Source organism: Bifidobacterium sp. MSK.13.1 (genome assembly GCF_019131435.1).
GTDB classification, from domain to species: domain Bacteria; phylum Actinomycetota; class Actinomycetes; order Actinomycetales; family Bifidobacteriaceae; genus Bifidobacterium; species Bifidobacterium pseudocatenulatum.
In genome coordinates this window covers 352,708-372,714 of sequence record NZ_JAHOMM010000001.1, presented here as the reverse complement: position 1 = coordinate 372,714, position 20,007 = coordinate 352,708, and the positions used below count along the sequence as shown (strand labels likewise).

At 56.7% G+C, this 20,007-nt stretch carries 15 protein-coding genes and 2 tRNA genes; 15 read left to right on the top strand and 2 right to left on the bottom strand.

Going from position 1 to position 20,007, the window contains the following annotated elements; all coding sequences use genetic code 11:
• Positions 1–123 precede the first annotated feature (123 nt).
• The 3 genes from KSY55_RS01635 (at position 124) to KSY55_RS01625 (ending at position 1,924) form a co-directional block, all read left to right on the top strand.
• Positions 124–196: transfer RNA gene (locus KSY55_RS01635), tRNA-Glu, on the top strand.
• A 38-nt stretch (positions 197–234) separates the two neighbouring features.
• Positions 235–309, top strand: a tRNA-Gln gene (locus tag KSY55_RS01630).
• A 91-nt stretch (positions 310–400) separates the two neighbouring features.
• Positions 401–1,924, top strand: coding sequence for a metallophosphoesterase (locus KSY55_RS01625; protein WP_117791165.1), 1,524 nt, complete (start codon positions 401–403; stop codon positions 1,922–1,924).
• 120 nt (positions 1,925–2,044) lie between these two features.
• Here the strand turns inward: KSY55_RS01625 and KSY55_RS01620 are convergent, their stop codons facing one another.
• Positions 2,045–2,866, bottom strand: coding sequence for an IclR family transcriptional regulator (locus tag KSY55_RS01620; protein ID WP_022244563.1), 822 nt, complete (start codon positions 2,864–2,866; stop codon positions 2,045–2,047).
• 348 nt (positions 2,867–3,214) lie between these two features.
• Here KSY55_RS01620 and leuC point away from each other — a divergent pair, with 348 nt between their 5' ends.
• From leuC to KSY55_RS01580, 8 genes are all read left to right on the top strand, one after another.
• Positions 3,215–4,618: a 3-isopropylmalate dehydratase large subunit gene (gene leuC / locus KSY55_RS01615; protein ID WP_004220236.1), complete on the top strand. Its 1,404-nt coding sequence runs from the start codon at positions 3,215–3,217 to the stop codon at positions 4,616–4,618.
• An 80-nt stretch (positions 4,619–4,698) separates the two neighbouring features.
• Positions 4,699–5,388, top strand: a complete 690-nt coding sequence (gene leuD / locus KSY55_RS01610; protein WP_004220235.1) for a 3-isopropylmalate dehydratase small subunit — start codon at positions 4,699–4,701, stop codon at positions 5,386–5,388.
• Positions 5,389–5,767: 379 nt separating this feature from the next.
• The gene (locus tag KSY55_RS01605) at positions 5,768–6,946 is read left to right on the top strand and encodes a diguanylate cyclase (protein ID WP_004220231.1); all 1,179 of its coding nucleotides are present in this window, start codon (positions 5,768–5,770) and stop codon (positions 6,944–6,946) included.
• Between the two features lie 422 nt (positions 6,947–7,368).
• Entirely contained in the window at positions 7,369–8,694 is a 1,326-nt protein-coding gene (gene murA, locus KSY55_RS01600) for a UDP-N-acetylglucosamine 1-carboxyvinyltransferase (RefSeq protein ID WP_004220229.1), read from the top strand.
• A 497-nt stretch (positions 8,695–9,191) separates the two neighbouring features.
• Complete coding sequence (locus tag KSY55_RS01595) at positions 9,192–10,073, top strand: 1-acyl-sn-glycerol-3-phosphate acyltransferase (RefSeq protein ID WP_099594915.1); 882 nt, start codon at positions 9,192–9,194, stop codon at positions 10,071–10,073.
• Between the two features lie 204 nt (positions 10,074–10,277).
• A complete protein-coding gene (locus tag KSY55_RS01590) occupies positions 10,278–11,276 on the top strand; it encodes an NAD(P)H-dependent glycerol-3-phosphate dehydrogenase (protein WP_033524192.1) in 999 nt (332 codons plus the stop codon).
• A 486-nt stretch (positions 11,277–11,762) separates the two neighbouring features.
• Positions 11,763–12,899, top strand: coding sequence for a D-alanine--D-alanine ligase family protein (locus KSY55_RS01585; RefSeq protein ID WP_055062966.1), 1,137 nt, complete (start codon positions 11,763–11,765; stop codon positions 12,897–12,899).
• Positions 12,900–13,078: 179 nt separating this feature from the next.
• The gene (locus KSY55_RS01580; RefSeq protein ID WP_229086895.1) at positions 13,079–14,194 is read left to right on the top strand and encodes a CPBP family intramembrane glutamic endopeptidase; all 1,116 of its coding nucleotides are present in this window, start codon (positions 13,079–13,081) and stop codon (positions 14,192–14,194) included.
• A 90-nt stretch (positions 14,195–14,284) separates the two neighbouring features.
• Here the strand turns inward: KSY55_RS01580 and KSY55_RS01575 are convergent, their stop codons facing one another.
• Entirely contained in the window at positions 14,285–15,070 is a 786-nt protein-coding gene (locus KSY55_RS01575; protein ID WP_034880031.1) for a mechanosensitive ion channel family protein, read from the bottom strand.
• 238 nt (positions 15,071–15,308) lie between these two features.
• Here KSY55_RS01575 and KSY55_RS01570 point away from each other — a divergent pair, with 238 nt between their 5' ends.
• From KSY55_RS01570 to KSY55_RS01555, 4 genes are all read left to right on the top strand, one after another.
• Positions 15,309–16,535 carry an Mbeg1-like protein gene (locus KSY55_RS01570; RefSeq protein WP_117502008.1) on the top strand — a complete coding sequence of 409 codons (1,227 nt, stop codon included), beginning with the start codon at positions 15,309–15,311 and terminating at the stop codon, positions 16,533–16,535.
• Complete coding sequence (locus tag KSY55_RS01565; protein WP_004220207.1) at positions 16,535–17,740, top strand: DUF2974 domain-containing protein; 1,206 nt, start codon at positions 16,535–16,537, stop codon at positions 17,738–17,740. The genes KSY55_RS01570 and KSY55_RS01565 overlap by 1 nt, the downstream gene beginning before the upstream one ends.
• Positions 17,741–17,909: 169 nt before the next feature.
• Positions 17,910–18,584, top strand: coding sequence for a TetR/AcrR family transcriptional regulator (locus KSY55_RS01560; RefSeq protein WP_065435444.1), 675 nt, complete (start codon positions 17,910–17,912; stop codon positions 18,582–18,584).
• A 118-nt stretch (positions 18,585–18,702) separates the two neighbouring features.
• Positions 18,703–19,893 carry a pyridoxal phosphate-dependent aminotransferase gene (locus tag KSY55_RS01555; RefSeq protein ID WP_034880025.1) on the top strand — a complete coding sequence of 397 codons (1,191 nt, stop codon included), beginning with the start codon at positions 18,703–18,705 and terminating at the stop codon, positions 19,891–19,893.
• Positions 19,894–20,007 lie beyond the last annotated feature (114 nt).

Sequence of the window (20,007 nt, the reverse complement as noted above, 5' to 3'; positions counted from 1 at the left end):
ATGCTGTTTAAGAATGGCGGAAAATGGCGCGACACGCCGTGACTTGCGCACTCCTACGGATTCGCGTATATTTATCACTCGTTGCGGTTCACGGCTTAGCTGAGAATCACAGCAATAACTCAAGCCCCCGTCGTCTAGCGGTCTAGGACTACGCCCTCTCACGGCGCCAACACCGGTTCAAATCCGGTCGGGGGTACGACGGACAACTTTTCGAAGTTGCCACGCCTGCCAAATTGGGATGTGGTGTAATTGGCAACACAGCTGATTCTGGTTCAGCCATTCTTGGTTCGAGTCCAGGCATCCCAGCCAATGACCCTCGCAGATGCGAGGGTTTTTTGTTTTTCGCAAGCATGTCTGCCAGTACAACATAGTCCAAGAAAATTGCACTACCCTAGGAAGCATGACTGAATTGCAGAACGCAGCAAAAGCCGCCGCCACGCGACCGCGCATCCAACCGGCGGAAGAAGGCGACGATCGCCCGCTTTCCGTATCCGCGCGACTGGGACGATTGCAATTCCACCAATCCGGCAAATTCCGCGTTCTGCAGCTTGCCGACATTCAAGACGGGCCGAAAGTCAGCAAAGACACCGTCAAACTCATCGAAGCGTCACTGGATGCCACAAGGCCGGATATCGTCATCTTCACCGGCAATCAGATCGCAGGATATGATCCCGCATACGCGCAAACCACGCGCAAACGTCGTTGGAGCGCTGCCGCGGGGATTTCCTCCAAAACCGCTTCATCCAAGTCTTCCGAAGCGTCAGAACGGTTCGAAGCTGCGCTGGAACGCACCTGCGCATCCGTGCGCGCCACTGTCGAACAGCTCGTGCGTCCGCTTGCCGATCGCGGCATTCCGTGGGCGGTGACATTCGGCAACCACGATTTTCAATGCGGGCTCAGCAATGCGGAAATCGAAAGCATTTGCAGGGAATTTCCCGGATGCGTGAACCCTGAGCCTACGGGAGGCGAGAGCGGCCTCGGGGACGCAAATTCTGCAAATTCTGTGGGAAGCATGGATTCTGCGGAAGATGCAGGTTTCGTGCAACTCCGGGCGGAATCGTATTTGCCGAATCAGCGCGTATTCGCTTGCGAGCCGGGCACCTTCGCATTGCCGGTTGCCGATGTGGACCATACGATGTCCGTGCTGGGCTTGGTATTGCTGGATTCAGGCGATTACGCACGTTCCGGCGGGTACGGAAGCCCGTCCGCGGAGGCGTTGCGATTTCTTGCCGAAGTGCCGGAAATGATGGCCACGCAATCTCAGAAACAGGCAGGATCGCACGAAACCGCGCAATCGCAGGAAAAGGCAGTGCCGTGCATGGTATTTCAGCATTTTCCGGTGCAACAGTATTACCAACTGTTGAAGCCGACTGCGGCGAATGCGGCGCGTGCGATTGAAGGCTACCGCAATTTCGCTGGAAAACATTACGTTTTGGATGAGGAAAAAACGCTTCCCGGCAGTTATCTGGGGGAGGGTGTCAGCTGCCCGGATGCCGACAGCGGTGAATTCGCGATATTGGAACAGCATGACTATTTTGCGATTTCCGCGGGGCATGATCACCGCAACGCATTCGTTGGAACAGTGCCGGTTTCGCGAGAAATGGCCTCGGCTGATGCGCAGACGGCGGCTTCGCCAGGCAAGGTTGGCGGTCTGATGATGATCGCGTCGCCCACCAGCGGTTTCGGATCGTATGGTCCGGTGCCGCAGAAGCGGGCCGCGCGGCTGATCGAGTTCGACATCCGCCATCCGTACGAGCCGCGTACGCAGCTGCTTGAATACGGCGAATTGGTGGGCAAACCGAGCGCGGGCAAGGCGTACGCGTACGGCATGACCAGTGAATCGAAGCCCGAATCCGAAGGCGTGGATCTGCTGCATCGGCCGACATGGTGGAGCAAACTGTTGACTTGGCTGCGTAAGAAGTAGCTGAAAAGAGCGAAATGACAAATCCTGCAAGGAAATGGCAAAACTTGCGGAAGGCAGGAAATGGCAAAACCGTGTCCTGCATGCATCGCGGAACACGGTTGAGAGGCTGTATATTGCCCGTCAGCGACCGGAAGAAGCCTTAATCAAGGCGTCGGTCAAATACTTGCCGGCAGCCATAACCAGCGGGGCGTAACGGCGTCCGGGATTGGACCCCATACGACCGTCCGGGCCGGAAATCGAAATTGCGGCAATCACCTGACCGGAAGCATTGCGAATCGGCGCGGAAATCGAGCATACGCCTTCATCGCGCTCGTTGACCGACTCGGCCCAACCGCGCTTGCGCACGGCGGTAAGCTTGGCCGCGGTGAACTTGGCGTGACGCAACCCCTGATGCAGGCGTTCGGAATCCTCCCAAGCCAGCAAAATCTGGGCCGCGGAACCGGCCTCCATCGACAGCATCGCACCAACCGGAATGGAATCACGCAAACCGGAAGCGCGCTCCACGGCGGCGATGCACACGCGCATATCGCCCTGACGGCGGTAAATCTGCGCGGATTCGCCAGTGCGATCCAGCAACGTCTGCAAAATCGGCGCGGCTGCGGTCAGCAAACGATCCTCGCCGGCAGCAGCGGCCAATTCCGCAAAACGCGAGCCAAGCACGAAACGACCATGCTGATCACGCAACACAAAACGGTGACGCTCCAACGCAATCGCCAGTCGATGCGCGGTCGGTCGGGCCAAGCCCGTCGAGGAAACCAGCTGTCCGAGCGTTGCCGGACCGGATTCAAGCGCGTCAAGGATTTTGACGGTCTTGTCAAGCACACCCACACCGGAATGAATCTCATTGCTTTGAGAAGACGTCGTGTGGTGGGTCTCAGCTGGAAGCTCAGTCTCATCCGACTGCGATTCAGGCATGGTGGTGCTTGTATTCGAAGAAGTCATAAGAGGGATTATGCCATCTCACATATTGAAATGCAAAATGTACGCAATGTCGGACTGCGGTAGAGCAGGTATTTTAATCTTTACTCAGTTATGGAAAAAGCTGGAAAAAATCTGAATTTTCAACGATTTTGTAGGTACATACGGGGAGATATGCCACAATCGCGGCGATTTTGACATGATCTGGAGTGAACTTGGCGCATATGTGATGTGTGCGTTGCATGCAAGTATCTCATATACCGGCATAAACGCGTTCGAACCAGGCTCGAACACCATAGGCTTATAGCACGAACAACGCGGGTTGGCAATACCGCGAGGAAAAAGCGAGGAAAAATTCGAGGAGGTCCCACAATGGGAACGACATTGGCCGAGAAGGTCTGGGCCGATCATTTGGTACGCAAGGGTAGCGATGGGGCTCCCGACTTGCTGTACATTGATCTGATGCTCATGCACGAAGTCACCAGTCCGCAGGCGTTCGAAGGCTTGCGACTGGCCGGACGCAAGCCACGTCACCTTGACCAGCTGATCGCAACGGAAGATCACAACACGCCGACTGCCGACATCGACCGCCCGAATCCGGATAAGATCTCCGCGCTGCAGCTAAGCACGCTCGAAAAGAACTGCAAGGATTTCGGCGTACGTCTGTGCCCGCTGGGAGACGCCGATCAGGGCGTGGTGCACGCGTTCGCGCCGGTGCTGGGCCTGACGCAGCCGGGCATGACGATCGTGTGCGGTGACTCGCACACCTCCACGCACGGCGCGTTCGGTGCCATGGCCATCGGCATCGGCACCTCCGAAGTCGAACATGTTATGGCAACGCAGACCCTGAGCCTGAAGCCGTTCAAGACCATGGCCGTGAACATCGAAGGTGAACTGCCGAAGGGCGTCACCGCAAAAGACATTATTCTTGCGATTATCGCGAAGATCGGCACCGGTGGCGGCCAAGGGCACGTCATTGAATATCGTGGTGAGGCCATCAAGAAACTGTCGATGGACGCACGCATGACCATCTGCAACATGTCGATCGAAGCGGGCGCTCGCGCCGGCATGATCGCGCCGGACGAAGTGACGTTCGAATATCTGAAGGGACGCCCGCACGCGCCGGAAGGTGAAATGTGGGACAAGGCCATCGAATACTGGAAGACGCTGAAAACCGATGACGACGCCGTATTCGACAAGGAAGTGACCATCAAGGCCGAAGATCTCGAGCCGTATGTGACGTGGGGCACCAACCCGGGTCAGGGCATCAAGATTTCCGGCGTGGTGCCGGATCCGGCTTCGTTCAACGACGAAACCGAGCGCACCGCGGCCGAGCGTGCCATTGCCTACATGGGCTTGACGCCGGGCATGCGCATCAAAGACATTGCCGTGGATACCGTGTTCATCGGCTCCTGCACCAACGGACGTCTCGAGGATCTGCGTGTGGCCGCTTCCATTATGAAGGGGCATCACAAGGCCGAAAACATTCACCGCGTGCTCGTGGTGCCGGCCTCCTCTCGCGTGCGTTTGCAGGCGGAAAAGGAAGGACTTGACAAGATCTTCAAGGACTTCGGTGCCGAATGGCGTAACGCAGGCTGCTCCATGTGCCTGGGCATGAACCCCGACAAGATGGTGGCCCGCGAACGTTCCATCTCCACTTCGAACCGCAATTTCGAAGGTCGACAGGGCAAGGGGTCGCGTACGCATCTGGCGTCGCCGGCGGTCGCCGCCGCAACGGCCATCCGCGGTACCATCTCGTCTCCGGCTGATCTGTGAATCGTTGAGAATGCTTGAAAACCTGAGAAATCTTGGATTTCCGGCATTCTGTGAATCGTTACATCGAAAGAAATAGTGAAATGGAAAAACTGACTACTCTTACCGGCGTGGCCGTGCCGCTTCGCCGTTCCAATGTCGATACTGACCAGATTATTCCAGCCGTGTTCTTGAAGCGCGTGCAGAAGTCCGGTTTCGACGACGCGCTGTTCTATGCGTGGCGTCGCGATCCGGAATTCGTGCTCAACCAGCCGGAATACAAGCGGGGCAAGATTCTCGTTGCCGGACCGGATTTCGGTATCGGATCTTCTCGTGAACATGCCGTGTGGGCATTGCATGATTACGGCTTCCGCGTGGTGATTTCGTCTCGTTTCGCCGACATTTTTTACGGCAACACCGCGAAGAACGGCGTGCTGGCTGCGATTATGCCGCAGGAGTCCGTTGAGTTGCTGTGGAAGCTGCTTGACGAGGAGCCGGGCCGTGATATGACGGTGAGCCTGGAGGATCGCACGGTGACGTGCGGCGACGTGACGCTGCCGTTCGAAGTGAACGACTATACCCGTTGGCGCCTGATGAACGGCTATGACGATATCGATCTGACGTTGCAGTATGAAGACGATATTGTGACATACGAGAAGATGCGTGCCGAAAAGTTCCCGTTCAAGCCGAAGACGCTGCCGGCGAAGCGTGAGCCGGAGCAGTTGATCGCGTCCGCGCGCGAAGGCGAATACCCGGATTGGCAGGGCCCGCTTGCCGATCGCGGCATCATCTGAGTTGGCGGCTGGCTAGGTGCGCGGGCTGTTTGCGGGGTGATTCCTCCAGTGGGTGGAAGAATTGGGACGTCGGGATGATTGTTCGCGGGAGGATTCTTCCAGTGACTGGAAGGATTGGGATGTTATGTGATGCGTGAGCGGGAGGATTCTTCCAGTAGGTGGATGTTTTTGGACTTTGAGACGGTCCGTAGCGGGGTGATTCCTCCACTGGGTGGAGGTTTTGGGACGATTAGGGACTCATATTGTCCGGATTCTTCCAGTGACTGGAAGGATTGGGACGTTGGGATTGCTGATTATGTGAGATTTGCGCGGGTTTTGCATATGAGACGCGCTATGGTGGGCTTATTGTTTCGTGCTTTCGTAGCTTTCGGAGAGAAAAATGAGCCAGGGTTTTGCGCCGTTTTATGATGTCAATCGCACGTATGAAGACAACTATTTGCAAGGGCCGTTCGGCGCGTTTGCCGAAGTGTTGCGGGCTGATGCGTCCGATTCTGCGGGATCGGTCACGTCTGTTGTTGCTGAGGTTGCGTCCGATTCCTCCAGTGAGGTTCAGGGCGTTCAGACCATTCAGGCCGCTCAAGCGCAGGAATTCCTTGGTTTTCGTGTGAATCTGCCGTTCGGTATTCCAGCTGGTCCGCTGCTGAATGAGCGTTTCACCACGGCCGCTTTCCGTATGGGCTTCGATCTGGCGGTATACAAGACGGTTCGTTCCCGCGCATGGGGCTGCAATGCGTTCCCGAACGTGCTGGCCGTGCATCCGCGGAATGCCGATGGTTCGCTGGTTCCGGGCAGTGCCGAACTTGACGAGGGTGTGCTTGCCGATACCCGTTATGAGCTTCCGATTTCGATTTCCAACAGTTTCGGCGTTCCCTCCCGTGATCCCGACGAATGGCAGCCGGACATGCAGAAGGCAATCGCCGCAGCCGGTGACGGCCAGCTGCTGGTGCCGAGCTTCCAAGGCTCCCGCGTGGAGGGCATGGATCGTGAAGCGTATATTGCCGATCATGTCACCACCGCGCATTTGGTTGCCGAAACTGGCGCTGGCCTGATGGAAATGAACACCAGCTGCCCGAATGAGGGACATAATCGTCTGTTGTGCCACGATCCGCATTTGGTCGGCGAGATTACGGAAGCGGTGAAGAACGAAATCGGCGATCGTCCGCTGATCGTGAAGCTCGCATACATTCCGAATGATGCCGATCTGGAAATCATGGTGAAGGAAACCGCCGGCCATGGCGCGGTGCAGGGTTTCTCCACCATTAACACAATCTCCGCGAAGCTGGTGGATGCGAACGGCAATCAGGCATTGCCGGGCGCGGGGCGTGACCGTTCGGGCGTATGTGGCAATGCGATTCGTGGTGCAGGTCTCGATATGGTTGGCCGCCTGAATGCGATTCGCGAGAAGCTGGGTCTTGATTTTGCGATCGTTGGCGTGGGCGGTGTGATTCGTCCGGAAGATTACAAGGCGTACCGCGAGGCTGGTGCAAACGCGGTGATGAGCGCTACGGGTGCCATGTGGAACGCCCGTTTGGCGCAAGACATTAAAGCCGCACTGTAGTCACAGGTTCAATTGCGCCTGATTTGCGCTCTGTTGCGTTTCACCGTCCATTTTTCCCATTCGCTGGAAGGATTAGTGCAGCACGGGGGTAGCTGTCCGTCCTGATTCTTCCAGTGACTGGAGGGTTTTGCCCGCTGAGATGCAGTTTGGTGGGATGATTCTTCCAGTGACTGGAGGTTTTTGGACGGTGGAGGGGCTTGTATCGGGAGGATTCTTCCACCGACTGGAAGTTTTTGCCCGCTGGGATGCGGTTTGGCGGGTGGATTGTTCCAGTGGCTGGGAATTTTGGCCGAAAGTCGAACGAAATTGGGAGACACTGCGCTGAACGCGGCATTTCACGAGCCCACTACATGCCTTATGGCAAACTGAGGGTTAGTGTGTTTCAAGCTTGAACCGTATAAGGGAAGCGAAAGAGGTTGAGCGTGTCTGACAACAACAACGACATTCTGCACGTCGAAGGTGGCAAGCCGCTGAACGGCACCATCAAGGTGCGTGGCGCGAAGAACTTCGTGAGCAAGGCCATGGTGGCGGCGCTGCTCGCCCCGGGTACGTCCGTGTTGAAGAATGTTCCGGAGATTCGCGACGTGCATGTGGTCTCCGACTTGCTGCGTCTGCATGGCGTGGACGTTACGGTGGATGGCGATCACGGCGTGGTCACGATCGACGCCACGAATGTGCAGCTTGCCGATGTGGCCGACGTGGATACGCTGTCTGGTTCGTCGCGTATTCCGATTCTGTTCTCCGGCCCGCTGCTGCACCGTTTGGGTGAGGCGTTCATTCCGGCTCTCGGCGGATGCAATATTGGCGGTCGTCCGATTGATTTCCACCTGGAAACGTTGCGCAAGTTGGGTGCCAACGTCGATAAGGAACATAAGGACGGCATTCATATCACCGCTCCGAACGGTTTGCATGGCGCGAAGATTCACCTGCCGTACCCGTCGGTGGGCGCTACCGAGCAGACGTTGCTTGCCGCCGTGCTTGCTGAGGGCAAGACGGAGCTTTCCGGCGCTGCCACCGAACCTGAAATCATGGATTTGGTGTGCGTGCTGCAGAAGATGGGCGCGATTATTTCCGTGGATGTGGACCGTACGTTCCGCATCGAAGGCGTGAAGGAACTGAAGGGCTACACGCACACTTCGCTGACCGACCGCATCGAGGCCGCTTCCTGGGCTTCCGCGGCATTGGCCACGCATGGCGACATTTTCGTCAAGGGTGCTACGCAGCCTGAAATGATGACGTTCCTGAACGTGTTCCGCAAGATTGGTGGTGAGTTCGACATCACCGATAACGGCATTCGTTTCTGGCATCCGGGCGGCGATTTGAAGCCGGTCGCGATCGAAACCGACGTGCATCCGGGCTTCATGACTGACTGGCAGCAGCCGTTGGTAGTGGCGTTGACGCAGGCGAAGGGCCTGTCGATCGTGCATGAAACGGTGTATGAGAATCGTTTCGGTTTCACGAAGCCACTGGTGCAGATGGGTGCCACGATTCAGCTGTATCGCGAATGCCTCGGATCGCTGCCATGCCGTTTCCAGCAGCGCAATTACAAGCATTCCGCGGTTATCTTCGGACCGACCCCGCTGACCGGCCGCGATATTGACGTGCCGGATCTGCGTGGCGGCTTCAGCCATCTGATTGCCGCGTTGGCGGCAAAGGGCCCGTCCAATGTGCAGGGCATTTCGCTGATTGACCGCGGTTATGCCGATTTCCGTGGCAAGCTCGAAGCTCTCGGCGCAGATTTCGACTGATTTGTTGCTTGATTTATCGCTGATATAGCTTGATTGGCTTGGTAAGGCCGGTGTTCACAACAGTGGGCACCGGCTTTTTGCTTACATATTGCCGTTGCTCGTTCTCAAAAACTTAGTAATTCAGTGTATAAATTATTGAACTTAATTTAGGGGGTTATGGCGCATAATAGTGATGCAAAAGCTTTATTGTTTTTGAAAATAATGTCGATTTTCGGCAGAGATTCTTTCGGAATAGCATTATGATTGTCGATATCGAATGGCGTTTGCAACGAGGTGAACAGCCGAAGATATAAGGGTTTCCCTCATCGTTATTGTGTTTACTGCATGTCCAGACGGATTCTAGGGATAGTCGCAACATCTTCGTCGTCAATCGTCCTCCAGCCTATCCACCAGTTCCGCCTTTTTCGTATATTCCGTGTTTTTGTATTTCGTGTGTGCGTCGTGCATGAGCGCAATCGTTCCAACCAAGCGGAATGGGTGGTGGCAGAATGGAACGCATGGCATCCAAAGGAAAACCCTCGCCGCGTTCCGCGGTCAAACCGTTAAGCGACGAACAAGTCGCAAAGCTCGCACAGCGTCACCATCTCGTTGACCCAACCCACGACTTTCCATGCGGGCCGCGCAAAGCCAATGAAGCCGAAATCGCGGCGCAGAATCCGAAAGCGACCCATCGTCTGCTCACCGGATGCGACATCGTATTCCGCAACCGCACCAAACTCAAGGCGTGGGGCATCGAACACGTGCCGGAAACCGGTCCGTTCATCACCGCGGCCACGCACGTCACCATGTTTGACGTGTTCGTGCCCATGATCTCCATGTTCCATCAAGGCCGCCGTCCGCGCTACATGGCCAAAGCCGAAATGGCCTCGTGGCCGCTGATCGGCAAATGGTTCCAACTGGTAGGCATGCAGCCCGTGCAACGCCGTTCGGGCAAGGCGAAAGCCATTGAGGAAACCTCCGTGGAAATCCTTACCTCCGGCCGACCCCTAACCGTATGGCCGGAAGGTACGGTAACGCGCGACCCGCAGAAATGGCCGATGAGCATGAAAAACGGCGTGGGCATGATCGCGCTTGAGGCTTCGCGCCGACTCGGCTACCAGATTCCGCTGTATTGCGCGGTAACGTGGGGCGCGGCAAGCATCAACCATTGGTGGCCGTGGCCGCGTAAAAACGTGGTCATGTGCTACGACGAGGCGCTTGATTATGCGGATCTGCTCGCCGATTGCGATTTCTGGGGTGAGGAAGTGCCGGAGGATCTCGCCAACGAACTTACCCGACGCATCCGCGTGCGTATGACCGAAGTCATGGCCGAAATCCGCGGCGAACAAGCCCCCGATGGATATTGGGATTATCGTACGATGAGCCGAGTGAAGGACTGAATCGAAGAAGGCCGAATCGAAAAAGACCGCACACGCGATTGCTGAAATGCGGTAATCGAAATACTGCCAGCCGATTGCGCATACGTATGGCGCGTATTGCGGCATATATCGCGGTGTGCGTAGCCGGCGGTAGCATAGGAAAAGCAATTTTTGAGCCAAGACTCCGGGTTATGAATGATGCCCGGAGTAATGCAAGGAGCAAATATGACGAACGTGACGGTACTGGGCGCAGGAGCTTGGGGAACCGCTTTCGGTCAGGTGCTTGCCGATGCAGGCAACAATGTGACTATGTGGGCCATCGAACCGGAGATTGTGGAAGGCATTCGCGACCACCATCACAACGGTGTTCGCCTGCCCAGCGTGAAAGTGCTGCCAAGCAACATGACCGCCACCGGCGACCGTGCCGAAGCCGTAGCCAACGCCGACATTGTGATCGTGGCCATCGCCGCACAGTTCGCCCGCGTCGCGCTCGTCGAATTCAAGGACCTGATTCCCGAAACCGCACTCGTCGCCTCGCTGATGAAAGGCATCGAACGCACCACCGGCAAGCGCATGGATGAAGTCGTTATGGAAACGCTCGACCTGCCGGCCGACCGCTTCGCCGCGATTTCCGGACCGAACCTGAGCAAGCAGATCGCCGACCGCGAGCCGGCCGCAACCGTGGTCGCCTGCGAAAATCTCGACAATGCGCGCAAGATCGCAGCCGCTTGCACCACCGACTATTTCCGTGCGTTCGTAACCCGCGACGTGATCGGCTTGGAAATGTGTGGATCGCTGAAGAATGTGGTCGCGCTGGCCGTGGGCATGGCCCGCGGCGCCGGCTACGGCGAAAATACCGCCGCCATGATCGAAACCCGTGGCCTGGCCGAACTGACCGCCCTGGGCGAGGCGGCAGGCGCCGATCCGAAGACGTTCGCCGGTTTGGCTGGCGTGGGCGACCTGATCGCCACCTGCGGATCCCCGTTGAGCCGCAACTACACGTTCGGATCCAACTTGGGCAAGGGATTGAGCGTTGAGGAAGCCACCAAGGTGAGCAACGGCGTGGCCGAAGGCGTGCCGACCACCGATGCGGTGGTGGCGCTCGGCAAGCAGTATGGCGTGCCTACACCGCTCGCCACGGCCATGAGCCACGTGCTTTCCGATGGCATCTCCTGCGCGCAGATGCTGTCCGAACTTTTCGGCGAAGGCATCAGCGAAGAATAAGCTTTCCGCAACATCGCGATTGCAGATAAGACCGCACTTTCAGGTGCGGTCTTTTTATTTTTCGAGGCATGCGATTGCGTAAAACGTCAATCGGAATGTGTCAATCGTCAATCGCCATATATTTCGGCAATAATAGTAAATCTGTATAAAAATAGTCTAATCGTGATTAGTCTAATCGTGATTAGACAAAGCGATTAAGCTCGGTTTTTCAGGTTGCAATCGCATCATTCCAACGTTTGATTCCGTATTCTATGATTCATGAAAATAGGACATGAGTGACGGGCGTGTGCAATTATGATTCGTCGTGTGTGGGCTGTGGGGTGCGGTTTGTATACTGAACTGCGATATTGCGAATGCGTGGTATCGCGGGCGAACAGAAGTGCGAACCGGCGCGATATTGCGAAGACAGACAGTACAGACAGTATTGGCAGACGGTATTGGGCGCGCGTGCGTTCAACGGACCAACTTATGGAGCATAAGACAAAGATGGCAAAACAGCGCATTGTGGTGATGTATGGCGGCAAAGCCGACGAGCATTCGATTTCCTGCATCTCTGCGGCGGGCGTGCTGCGCGCGTTGGATACTGACAAGTTCGAAGCCATTGAGGTGGGAATCACCAAGAACGGCGAGTGGATCGTAGGCGGCGAGGATCCACGCAAGTGGAACATGAGCGAAGGCCTGCCGATGGTGGAGAAGACGGATTCCTCCAAAGATGTGGTGCTGGATGTGGCACTCGGCCAGGATGGTTTCTTCGCTCGTGAAGATGACGGCACGCTGACTTCGCTTGGCCACGTGGACGCCGTGCTTCCGGTATTGCATGGTCCGTACGGTGAGGATGGCACGATTCAGGGCCTGTTCGAAATGATGAACGTGCCGTACGTTGGCTGCGGTGTGCTCGCTTCCGCCGCTTGCATGGACAAGCATTATACGAAGGTATTGCTGGCTGCGGCCGGTATTCCCGTGGCTCCAGGCATCACGTTGGATGTGCGCGATTATGATGCCGCTTCCGAATTCGCCGCCGAGGCGGACGAAATGCTTGCCGCGGTGCAGCAGGCCGGATTGCAGTACCCGCTGTTCGTGAAGCCGTCCCGCGCCGGTTCCAGCTTCGGCGTGACCAAGGTCGAACATGAGGGCGATGCGGCCGAGCTTGCCGCCGCAGTGTTCGAAGCGTCCCACCATGATTGGCGTGTGCTCGTGGAACAGGGCATCGACGCGCGCGAAATCGAATGCGCCGTGCTCTGCCCGAAGGCCGGCGAGGCTCCGCAGGCCAGCTGGCCGGGCGAAATCGTGCTTGACAAGCGTGCCGAGGGCGACGACCAGTTCTATGATTTCGACAGCAAGTACGTGAACTCCGACGCAAGCCATGTGGAAGTGCCCGCAAGCCTGCCGGAAGAAACTCTGAACCGCGTGCGCGAAACCGCCAAAAAAGCGTTCATCGCAGTCGACGGCGCCGGCCTGAGTCGTGTCGACACCTTCGTGACGGCCGACGGCGAAGTGATGGTCAACGAAATCAACACCATGCCGGGCTTCACCCCGATTTCCATGTATCCCAAGGCATGGGAGGCAACCGGCGTGAGCTACACCAACCTGATCACCATGCTGATCGAGGGCGTGCTGCGCTGATTTCGATTGGGTGGTGGCTCCGCGTCCGATCGCCGCGCTCGCCGTATGAGCTGTTTCGTTGCGGACGCCCATGACGACGGTCATGAGATTGTAAGCTGATATTCAGCATTCCTGTACTAAGGTGCTGAATATCAGCATTTTCGTATATGCACCCCGTGCACGTCGTCGCAAAGGCAAATATGACGTTTCCGCAGTACCCCCAATATCCGCAGCGGCCGCAACAACCGCATACGCAGCAGAATCCACAACAGCCATCCCAATATCAGCAACAACCGCAGTATCCGCAGCCACAAGCCAATCCCTACGAACTGTGGCTCAGGCGCGTGAAAAGCGTGTTCTCCCGCATCGGCGCAGGCATGTGCCTGATGGTGGTGATCTGGTATGCGCTTGCAACGGTGCTTTCTGGCATGCTCTATCAGGTACTGCACACCACGAATCTGCCGAATTGGGCGGTGTATGTGGCATCGGATACCCCTTTGTATCTCGTGGCCATGCCGCTCGCGGTACTGATCATGGGCAAATCGTCGGTCATTGAAACACGCAAGTTCGACATGAAGCCGGGCCAATTCTTCAAACTGCTTATCATGTGCTTCCCGCTCATGTATGGGGGCAGTCTCATCGGCAATATGTTGGCGTCGCTGCTGTCCGGAGGCAAAGCCAGCAATTCGGTGAGCGATCTGGCCATGCAATTCGACGTGTGGAACGTGGTGTTCCTCGTGATTCTCGGACCGTTGTTCGAAGAATGGATCTTCCGCAAGGAACTCATCAGCCGCACGCGCAAATACGGCGAAAAAACCGCGATCGTGTTCTCCGCACTGTTCTTTGGCCTGGTGCACATGAACCTGTTCCAGTTCTTCTACGCATTCGCATTGGGTCTTATGTTCGGCTACGTGTACGTGCGCACCAGCAAACTGCGTTATTCGGTGGCCATGCACATGATCGTCAACTTCATGGGTGGCGTGGTTGCGCCGTGGGTGGTGACGAACATTGACATCGACAGTCTGATGAACGTGCTGACCAGTGCGGAAAACGGCGACGGAACGGCCATGATGCAGTGGATGGGCCAGAATGCGACGGGAATGATGATATTCGGCATCTATATGCTGCTATATTACGGTCTGATCATCGCGGGCATAGTGTTGCTTATCCGCAATCGCAAGAACTTTGAATTCTATACCGCACCGGAAGAACTGCCTCGCGGCATGCGCACGAGCACGGCAATACTGAACGTCGGTGTAGTTACTTACATTGTAGTGACGGTTATTATTACGTCAATCAATCTAATGATGCAATAATTTCAGTATAAAAAAGTGCCGCATGTGGACTACTGCATGCGGCACTTTATATATATGGGTCAACCGCGATTTCTTATGTTCGCGAGGATATTACGATTCTTTGTTAATGGCGCGATTCTCAAGAAAATCAGCATTGGCGATGGAACGTGCCACGGCGTTGATCATGTCGGGAAGCAACGATTCCGGCTTGGCGTACGCGCACACTTCGACATTGATGCCGTAAGGGGAGTAGCCGGTCAGTCTTACTTTCGGAGGGAAGCGCGGATCGGCCAAATCGGCGGTATCGCGCTGCACGGCCTGAACCACCTGACGGGTCATCTCGTCGATGTCGGTACCGGCCTTGGCGGTAAACGGCACACGAACCAGCATCTCATTGGACGGATTGAGTTTTTCCAGTGACGCGGTGTTCAGAATCGAATTCGGAATGATCTTGACGTTGCCATTGCGCTCGCGCACCACGGTCTGACGCCAGTTGATATCTTCGACCACGCCATCGGTGCCCGCCACATTCACCAGATCGCCCGGCTGGATTACACGGCCAAGCATCAGACCGAAACCGCCGATGATGTTCGCGATCGTATCTTTCATACCGAGCGACACCGCAAGACCACCAATGCCGAGCGCGGTGAAAATCGTGGTCGGATTAATGCCGAACACCGGCTGCAGCACAGTGCCCACAGCCAACGTCCACACCACCGCGCGCAGAATATTGATGAAAATCGAAGCGTTCGGCACTTGCGAACGGTCCAGCACTTTGCTCACGATTCGGGTAAGCGCCTTGTCGATAACGGCCGCAAGCAGTGCAACGACAATGAGCAGAATGATTTTTCCGGAATTGGTTTTCAGCCAATCCACAACGATTCCAATCGGTTCCATAGTGTTCTGAAGCGTCCCTTCATAAGTTTGATTCGCATGCATTACTGGTGCGCGCGACTTGCGTTCGCTGCGTCTGCGATGCGTGTTCGAGATGCGTGTTCGCAACTTGTGTTCGCACATATCCTACAGTGCGTGGCTGAGTCGGTTTGAGCGTGGGTGTGCGGGGGCGTGCGCGAGAACATGTGGGAATGCGCGTGGTGACATGTGTCCGGAGCCGTGAACGGACTAAAGTTGAGGCATGGGCAATGTTGTGGATTATGTGCGCCGCGAGTTCCGCGGGTTTGGCGAATTGGCGTTCAGCAATGTCGATTCCTTGGTGCTTTCCGAGCTTTCCTACATGCGATTGCCGGGCTTGGTTCCAGCATTCGGCGAGGCCAAGTCGGTGGCGACCGTGCCGATCCGTGACTTGCTGCGCGCCGAAAGCTACGATGAGATGTTTGTTTCGAATTCCTCTGAAATGAATGATTATCGGCTTTCGTTGCTGCGCGCGGTTTGCGAATCGCCGCGATTCCGCGGGTTGCGGGTGGGGGAGTATGCCGAACGTTTGGATGAGGGCGAGCAGCAGCAATTCGCTGCGATGACCTTCGATTTGGGTGCCGATTTCGGCTTATATGTTGCGTTCCGTGGCACTGACGGCACGCTCGTCGGTTGGAAAGAGGATTTTAATATGGCGGTGCGCTGCCCAGTGCCGTCGCAAGAATCGGCATATCGATATGCGGACTCGATTCTGGACAGGACGGAACGTTTCCTCTCGGCGAAAAAATCACCCGACATTATGATCGGCGGGCATTCCAAAGGCGGCAATATGGCGGTATATGCGGCCATGCAAATCACGCAAAGCGATATTGAAGCGACCAACGAACGCGCGCAACGGCTCGGACTGCTGCCGGCGCTCGGAGGAAGCGTGCCGGGACGCAACTGCAGAATCTCCCGCATCTTCTCGCATGACGGTCCTGGAATGTCTCAAGTCATGGTGCATAGCCGCGCATATCAGACAATCGCGGCACGAATCGACAAAACCGTGCCGGAATCCTCCATTATCGGCATGCTGTTGCAATCGCAAATCAAACCAACCTTCGTCAAAGCCGACGCCATAAGCATTCTGCAGCATATGGGATCAAGCTGGCAAGTGACGCAATCCGGCGAATTCGAGCAGGCAAGCGAGCTGACAGGCGGTGCGCAACTCATCGGCAAAACCATTGACGGATGGTTCGACCGCGTAAGCCAGGAACAACGCGAACGGGCCATCAACCAGATATACGACATCTTCGCAGCCGCGGGGTACGGTAATATCGCTGATCTGGTGGCGAATTGGACGGATTCGCTGCCGAAAATCGTGGCAGCCGCCAGAGGTACCGACGTGCAAACGCGCGAACTCATCAAAGACGTGTTCAAGGCGATTCCAGCCAGCGCAGCGAAAGTCGCTGTCGGGGAACTGCGCAACGACAAGGAGGGGGATGCGTGATGGGCAATATTATTGACTATGCGCGCACGGAAACGCGCAGTTTCGAGGCATTGCCGTTCCGCGAGGCCGACGCATTGGTGTTGGCGCAGCTTTCGTACGACGAAGTACCGGAATGCGTGCTGCGATTGGACGATTTGGTAGCGAAATACGGTACGTTGCAGGCGCGTGCGAAGCAATTCGATATTCGGCGTCCGATCGCATCGTTGCGTATGCTGCGCAAGCCCCCGTTTGGCGGCGTGACGATTGCGCGTGCCGATGACGAGCTGAACCACGACAAGCCCGTGGCCGACCATGATGTGGAGAACGTGGGATTGGTCGATCCGCAGGTGACGCACGACTTCTACCATGCTGTGGCGGCGAATCCGCGGTTTTCCGACGTTGAGATGAGCGCGTACTGCGAGCAGTTCGATGGCGGTGCGCAAACGCAGTTCGCGGCAGTGACTTTCCGGCTGCCGTCGGGAACGCTGGTTGTGGCGTTTCGGGGCACCGATGATTCGCTGGTCGGATGGAAGGAAGACTTCAACATGGCCTTCCAATACCCGGTTCCAGCACAGGTTTCCGCAGCTGAATACCTGAAAAAAGTCGCCTCGCTGTGGGATGGACCGATACTGCTGACCGGTCACTCCAAAGGTGGTAATCTGGCCGTATATGCGGCCATGAACGCCGAAGACGAGATCAAGGACCGCGTTGAACGCATTTACTCGCTCGACGGGCCGGGTTTCCCCGAAGAAGTGGTGAAAAGTTTCGAATATGCGAGCGTTAGCGACCGCATTGTGAAAATCGTGCCGGACTCCTCGGTGGTGGGCATGGTGTTTGAAACCCCCGAACGTTGCGTGGTGGTGAAATCCGACGTGGACGGCATCATGCAGCATTTCGCCTTCTCGTGGCAGATGCACGGGGGTGAATTCGCCAAGGCCGAAGATGTGGCCGACAGTTCGGTGGTGTTCAACAAGTCGCTGAACGGCTGGCTTGCGGGACTTTCCAAAGAACAGCGTGAGCATGCGGTCGACGCGCTGTTCTCCGTGCTTGAGGCTTCCGGTGCGGGCAGTATTTCTGCGATCGTGGCGGCCGGTCCGAAAGTGATTCCTGAAATGCTCGGCACATATGTTGGCTTGAGCAGTGCGGATCGGCGCAACATCAATCAGGCGTTGGTGATTCTGTTGCAGGCGGCGCTCGCTCGCAATCCGAAAGTTCAGCGAAAGTGAAGCGCGAATGAGGCGTGAGTACTGTGCGAACGTGGGCGGGCACTGTTCGCGTAGCGTACTTGTGTTGTAAGCGTGAATTCGTATACGACATTTGCCGAAATTCGGTCTAGACAACTTGTACAATAAAACGTGGTTATGAGGCAACGTGACTAATTATTAGGGGGTACTGATGCCACGACCACGTAGGGATTCGGAAATCCTGCCAGCAAAAGATCGTCTCGAAAACGCCTTCTGGGAGCTGCTTTCGGAACGCGAGTACAACAAAATCACCGTCACCGACATCGTGCGCACGGCCGACGTGAATCGCAATTCCTTCTACTATCATTTCTCCGGACTGCCGGAATTGGCCGACTCCGCCATTCTGCACGCCGTCGAAGACACGCCAATGCCGGGCGTGCCAGGGCGGGATTTCAATCCTGACACCGAATGGCGCAAGCACGTCACCGCGTTGCTGCGCGATCCCGAACAGCGTCAGCGTCTCGACCGATTGGCCTTGCTGGCAGGTCCGCACAGCTCGCCGGAACTCGTTTCGTCGTTGAAGGAATTCGGGCGTTTGACCATGATCTCCGTGCTCGGATTGGATGCCGACAGTCTCGACCTGAAAACCGATCTCATGCTCGATTTCACCGTCGGAGGCATGCTGGCCGTACTGCAGCGCTGGCCGAAACTGCATGAAAAACTGCCGCTCGACACCGTATTCAACGAGGACGTCGCCGTACTCGCGGCAGGCATGTTCATGTCAATGTCGAAAGCGGACATGCTCGAATACTGGCGCAGGATCTTCAGCGAAGGATTCGTACCCGGCATGGCGATTTCGCAGCAGCAGCCGCCGTCTGCCAAGTGACCATCGAAAGCCGGCTGTGACAATCCGGTGGTAGAAACGATATAGCGGCGTTTTTCCGCGGATTGTCCTGCGGAAAAACGCGAACGTGCGAAATGAACGAACGACGGGGAGGTTGTCCATGATCAACGAAGCTTACAAGGCCATGCTCGGCGGAAAATCCGTGATCCGCGAGCTGAGCGAATACGCGACCGCGCGCGGTGCCGAAATCGGCTACGAGAACGTGTTCGACTATTCGTTGGGCAATCCGAGCGTGCCCTGCCCGCAAAGCTTCACCGACGAAATGATCGCCCTGTACCAAGAGGCGGAACCGGTCGCGTTGCACGGATACTCGCCGTCGCTGGGCATTACCTCGGTGCGCACGGCCATTGCGGAAAGCCTCAACCGCCGCTTCGACATGGACTATACGACCGACTACATCTTCCCGACCACGGGTGCGGCCGGCGCGCTGGCCCACGCACTGCGCGTGGTGACCAAGCCTGGAGACGAAGTCATCACCTTTGCCCCCTACTTCCCTGAGTACCAGCCGTATGTCAACGGAACCGGCGCGCACCTGACCGTGGTGCCGGCCGACACCGAAAACTTCCAAATCAACTTCGAAGCGTTCGAACAGGCGCTGAACCCGGGAACCGCGGCGGTGCTCATCAACACGCCGAACAATCCTTCCGGAGCCGTCTATTCCGCCGAAACGCTGACCCGACTGGCTGAAATCCTGCGCGCCAAGCAGGTCGAATACGGGCACGACATCTTCCTGATTTCCGACGAACCATACCGTGAAATCGTGTTCGATGGGGGTGTGCAGCCGTACCCGAGCAAGTTCTACGACAACACGCTCTCGTGCTACTCGTACTCCAAGTCGCTGTCGCTGCCGGGCGAGCGCATCGGCTACGTGGCGGTGAACCCGCGCGCTACCGATGCCGAACTGATCGTGCCGATGTGCGGGCAGATCAGCCGCGGAACCGGCCACAACTGCCCAGGATCCAGCGTGCAGCTGGCCGTGGCCAAGGTGGTGGACGAAACCAGCGATCTTTCCGTGTACGAGAAGAACATGAACCTCTTGTATGACGCGCTGGTGCGCCTCGGATTCGACGTGGTGCGCCCGGGAGGCACGTTCTACATCTTCCCGAAGGCGCTTGAGGATGATGCGAATGCGTTCTGCATGAAGGCCAAGGATTACGACCTGATTCTCGTGCCATCCGACAGTTTCGGCGTGCCCGGCTACTTCCGTATGGCGTACTGCATCGATACGGAAAAGGTGGAGCGTTCTATCGCCGCATTCGAAAAGTTCGTGCACGAAGTCTACGGCCGCTGAGCCCTGTGTGCGCTCGCTGGAGGAATTCGGACGCAAATAAGCCAAAGGGGTGTGTATCTGCCTTATATATGGCAGAAACACACCCCTGTCCGGCGCTATCTCGCTTATATATGG

What these genes read in the sequence shown, in the direction of transcription:
- KSY55_RS01565 (WP_004220207.1), top strand. Translation starts at nt 16,535, where the DNA reads ATGGGCAATATTATTGACTATGCGCGCACGGAAACGCGCAGTTTCGAG.
- KSY55_RS01570 (WP_117502008.1), top strand. Translation starts at nt 15,309, where the DNA reads ATGGGCAATGTTGTGGATTATGTGCGCCGCGAGTTCCGCGGGTTTGGC.
- KSY55_RS01575 (WP_034880031.1), bottom strand. Translation starts at nt 15,070, where the DNA reads ATGGAACCGATTGGAATCGTTGTGGATTGGCTGAAAACCAATTCCGGA.
- KSY55_RS01625 (WP_117791165.1), top strand. Translation starts at nt 401, where the DNA reads ATGACTGAATTGCAGAACGCAGCAAAAGCCGCCGCCACGCGACCGCGC.
- KSY55_RS01580 (WP_229086895.1), top strand. Translation starts at nt 13,079, where the DNA reads ATGACGTTTCCGCAGTACCCCCAATATCCGCAGCGGCCGCAACAACCG.
- KSY55_RS01555 (WP_034880025.1), top strand. Translation starts at nt 18,703, where the DNA reads ATGATCAACGAAGCTTACAAGGCCATGCTCGGCGGAAAATCCGTGATC.
- KSY55_RS01595 (WP_099594915.1), top strand. Translation starts at nt 9,192, where the DNA reads ATGGCATCCAAAGGAAAACCCTCGCCGCGTTCCGCGGTCAAACCGTTA.
- KSY55_RS01620 (WP_022244563.1), bottom strand. Translation starts at nt 2,866, where the DNA reads ATGACTTCTTCGAATACAAGCACCACCATGCCTGAATCGCAGTCGGAT.
- KSY55_RS01560 (WP_065435444.1), top strand. Translation starts at nt 17,910, where the DNA reads ATGCCACGACCACGTAGGGATTCGGAAATCCTGCCAGCAAAAGATCGT.
- leuC (WP_004220236.1), top strand. Translation starts at nt 3,215, where the DNA reads ATGGGAACGACATTGGCCGAGAAGGTCTGGGCCGATCATTTGGTACGC.
- KSY55_RS01585 (WP_055062966.1), top strand. Translation starts at nt 11,763, where the DNA reads ATGGCAAAACAGCGCATTGTGGTGATGTATGGCGGCAAAGCCGACGAG.
- leuD (WP_004220235.1), top strand. Translation starts at nt 4,699, where the DNA reads ATGGAAAAACTGACTACTCTTACCGGCGTGGCCGTGCCGCTTCGCCGT.
- KSY55_RS01590 (WP_033524192.1), top strand. Translation starts at nt 10,278, where the DNA reads ATGACGAACGTGACGGTACTGGGCGCAGGAGCTTGGGGAACCGCTTTC.
- KSY55_RS01605 (WP_004220231.1), top strand. Translation starts at nt 5,768, where the DNA reads ATGAGCCAGGGTTTTGCGCCGTTTTATGATGTCAATCGCACGTATGAA.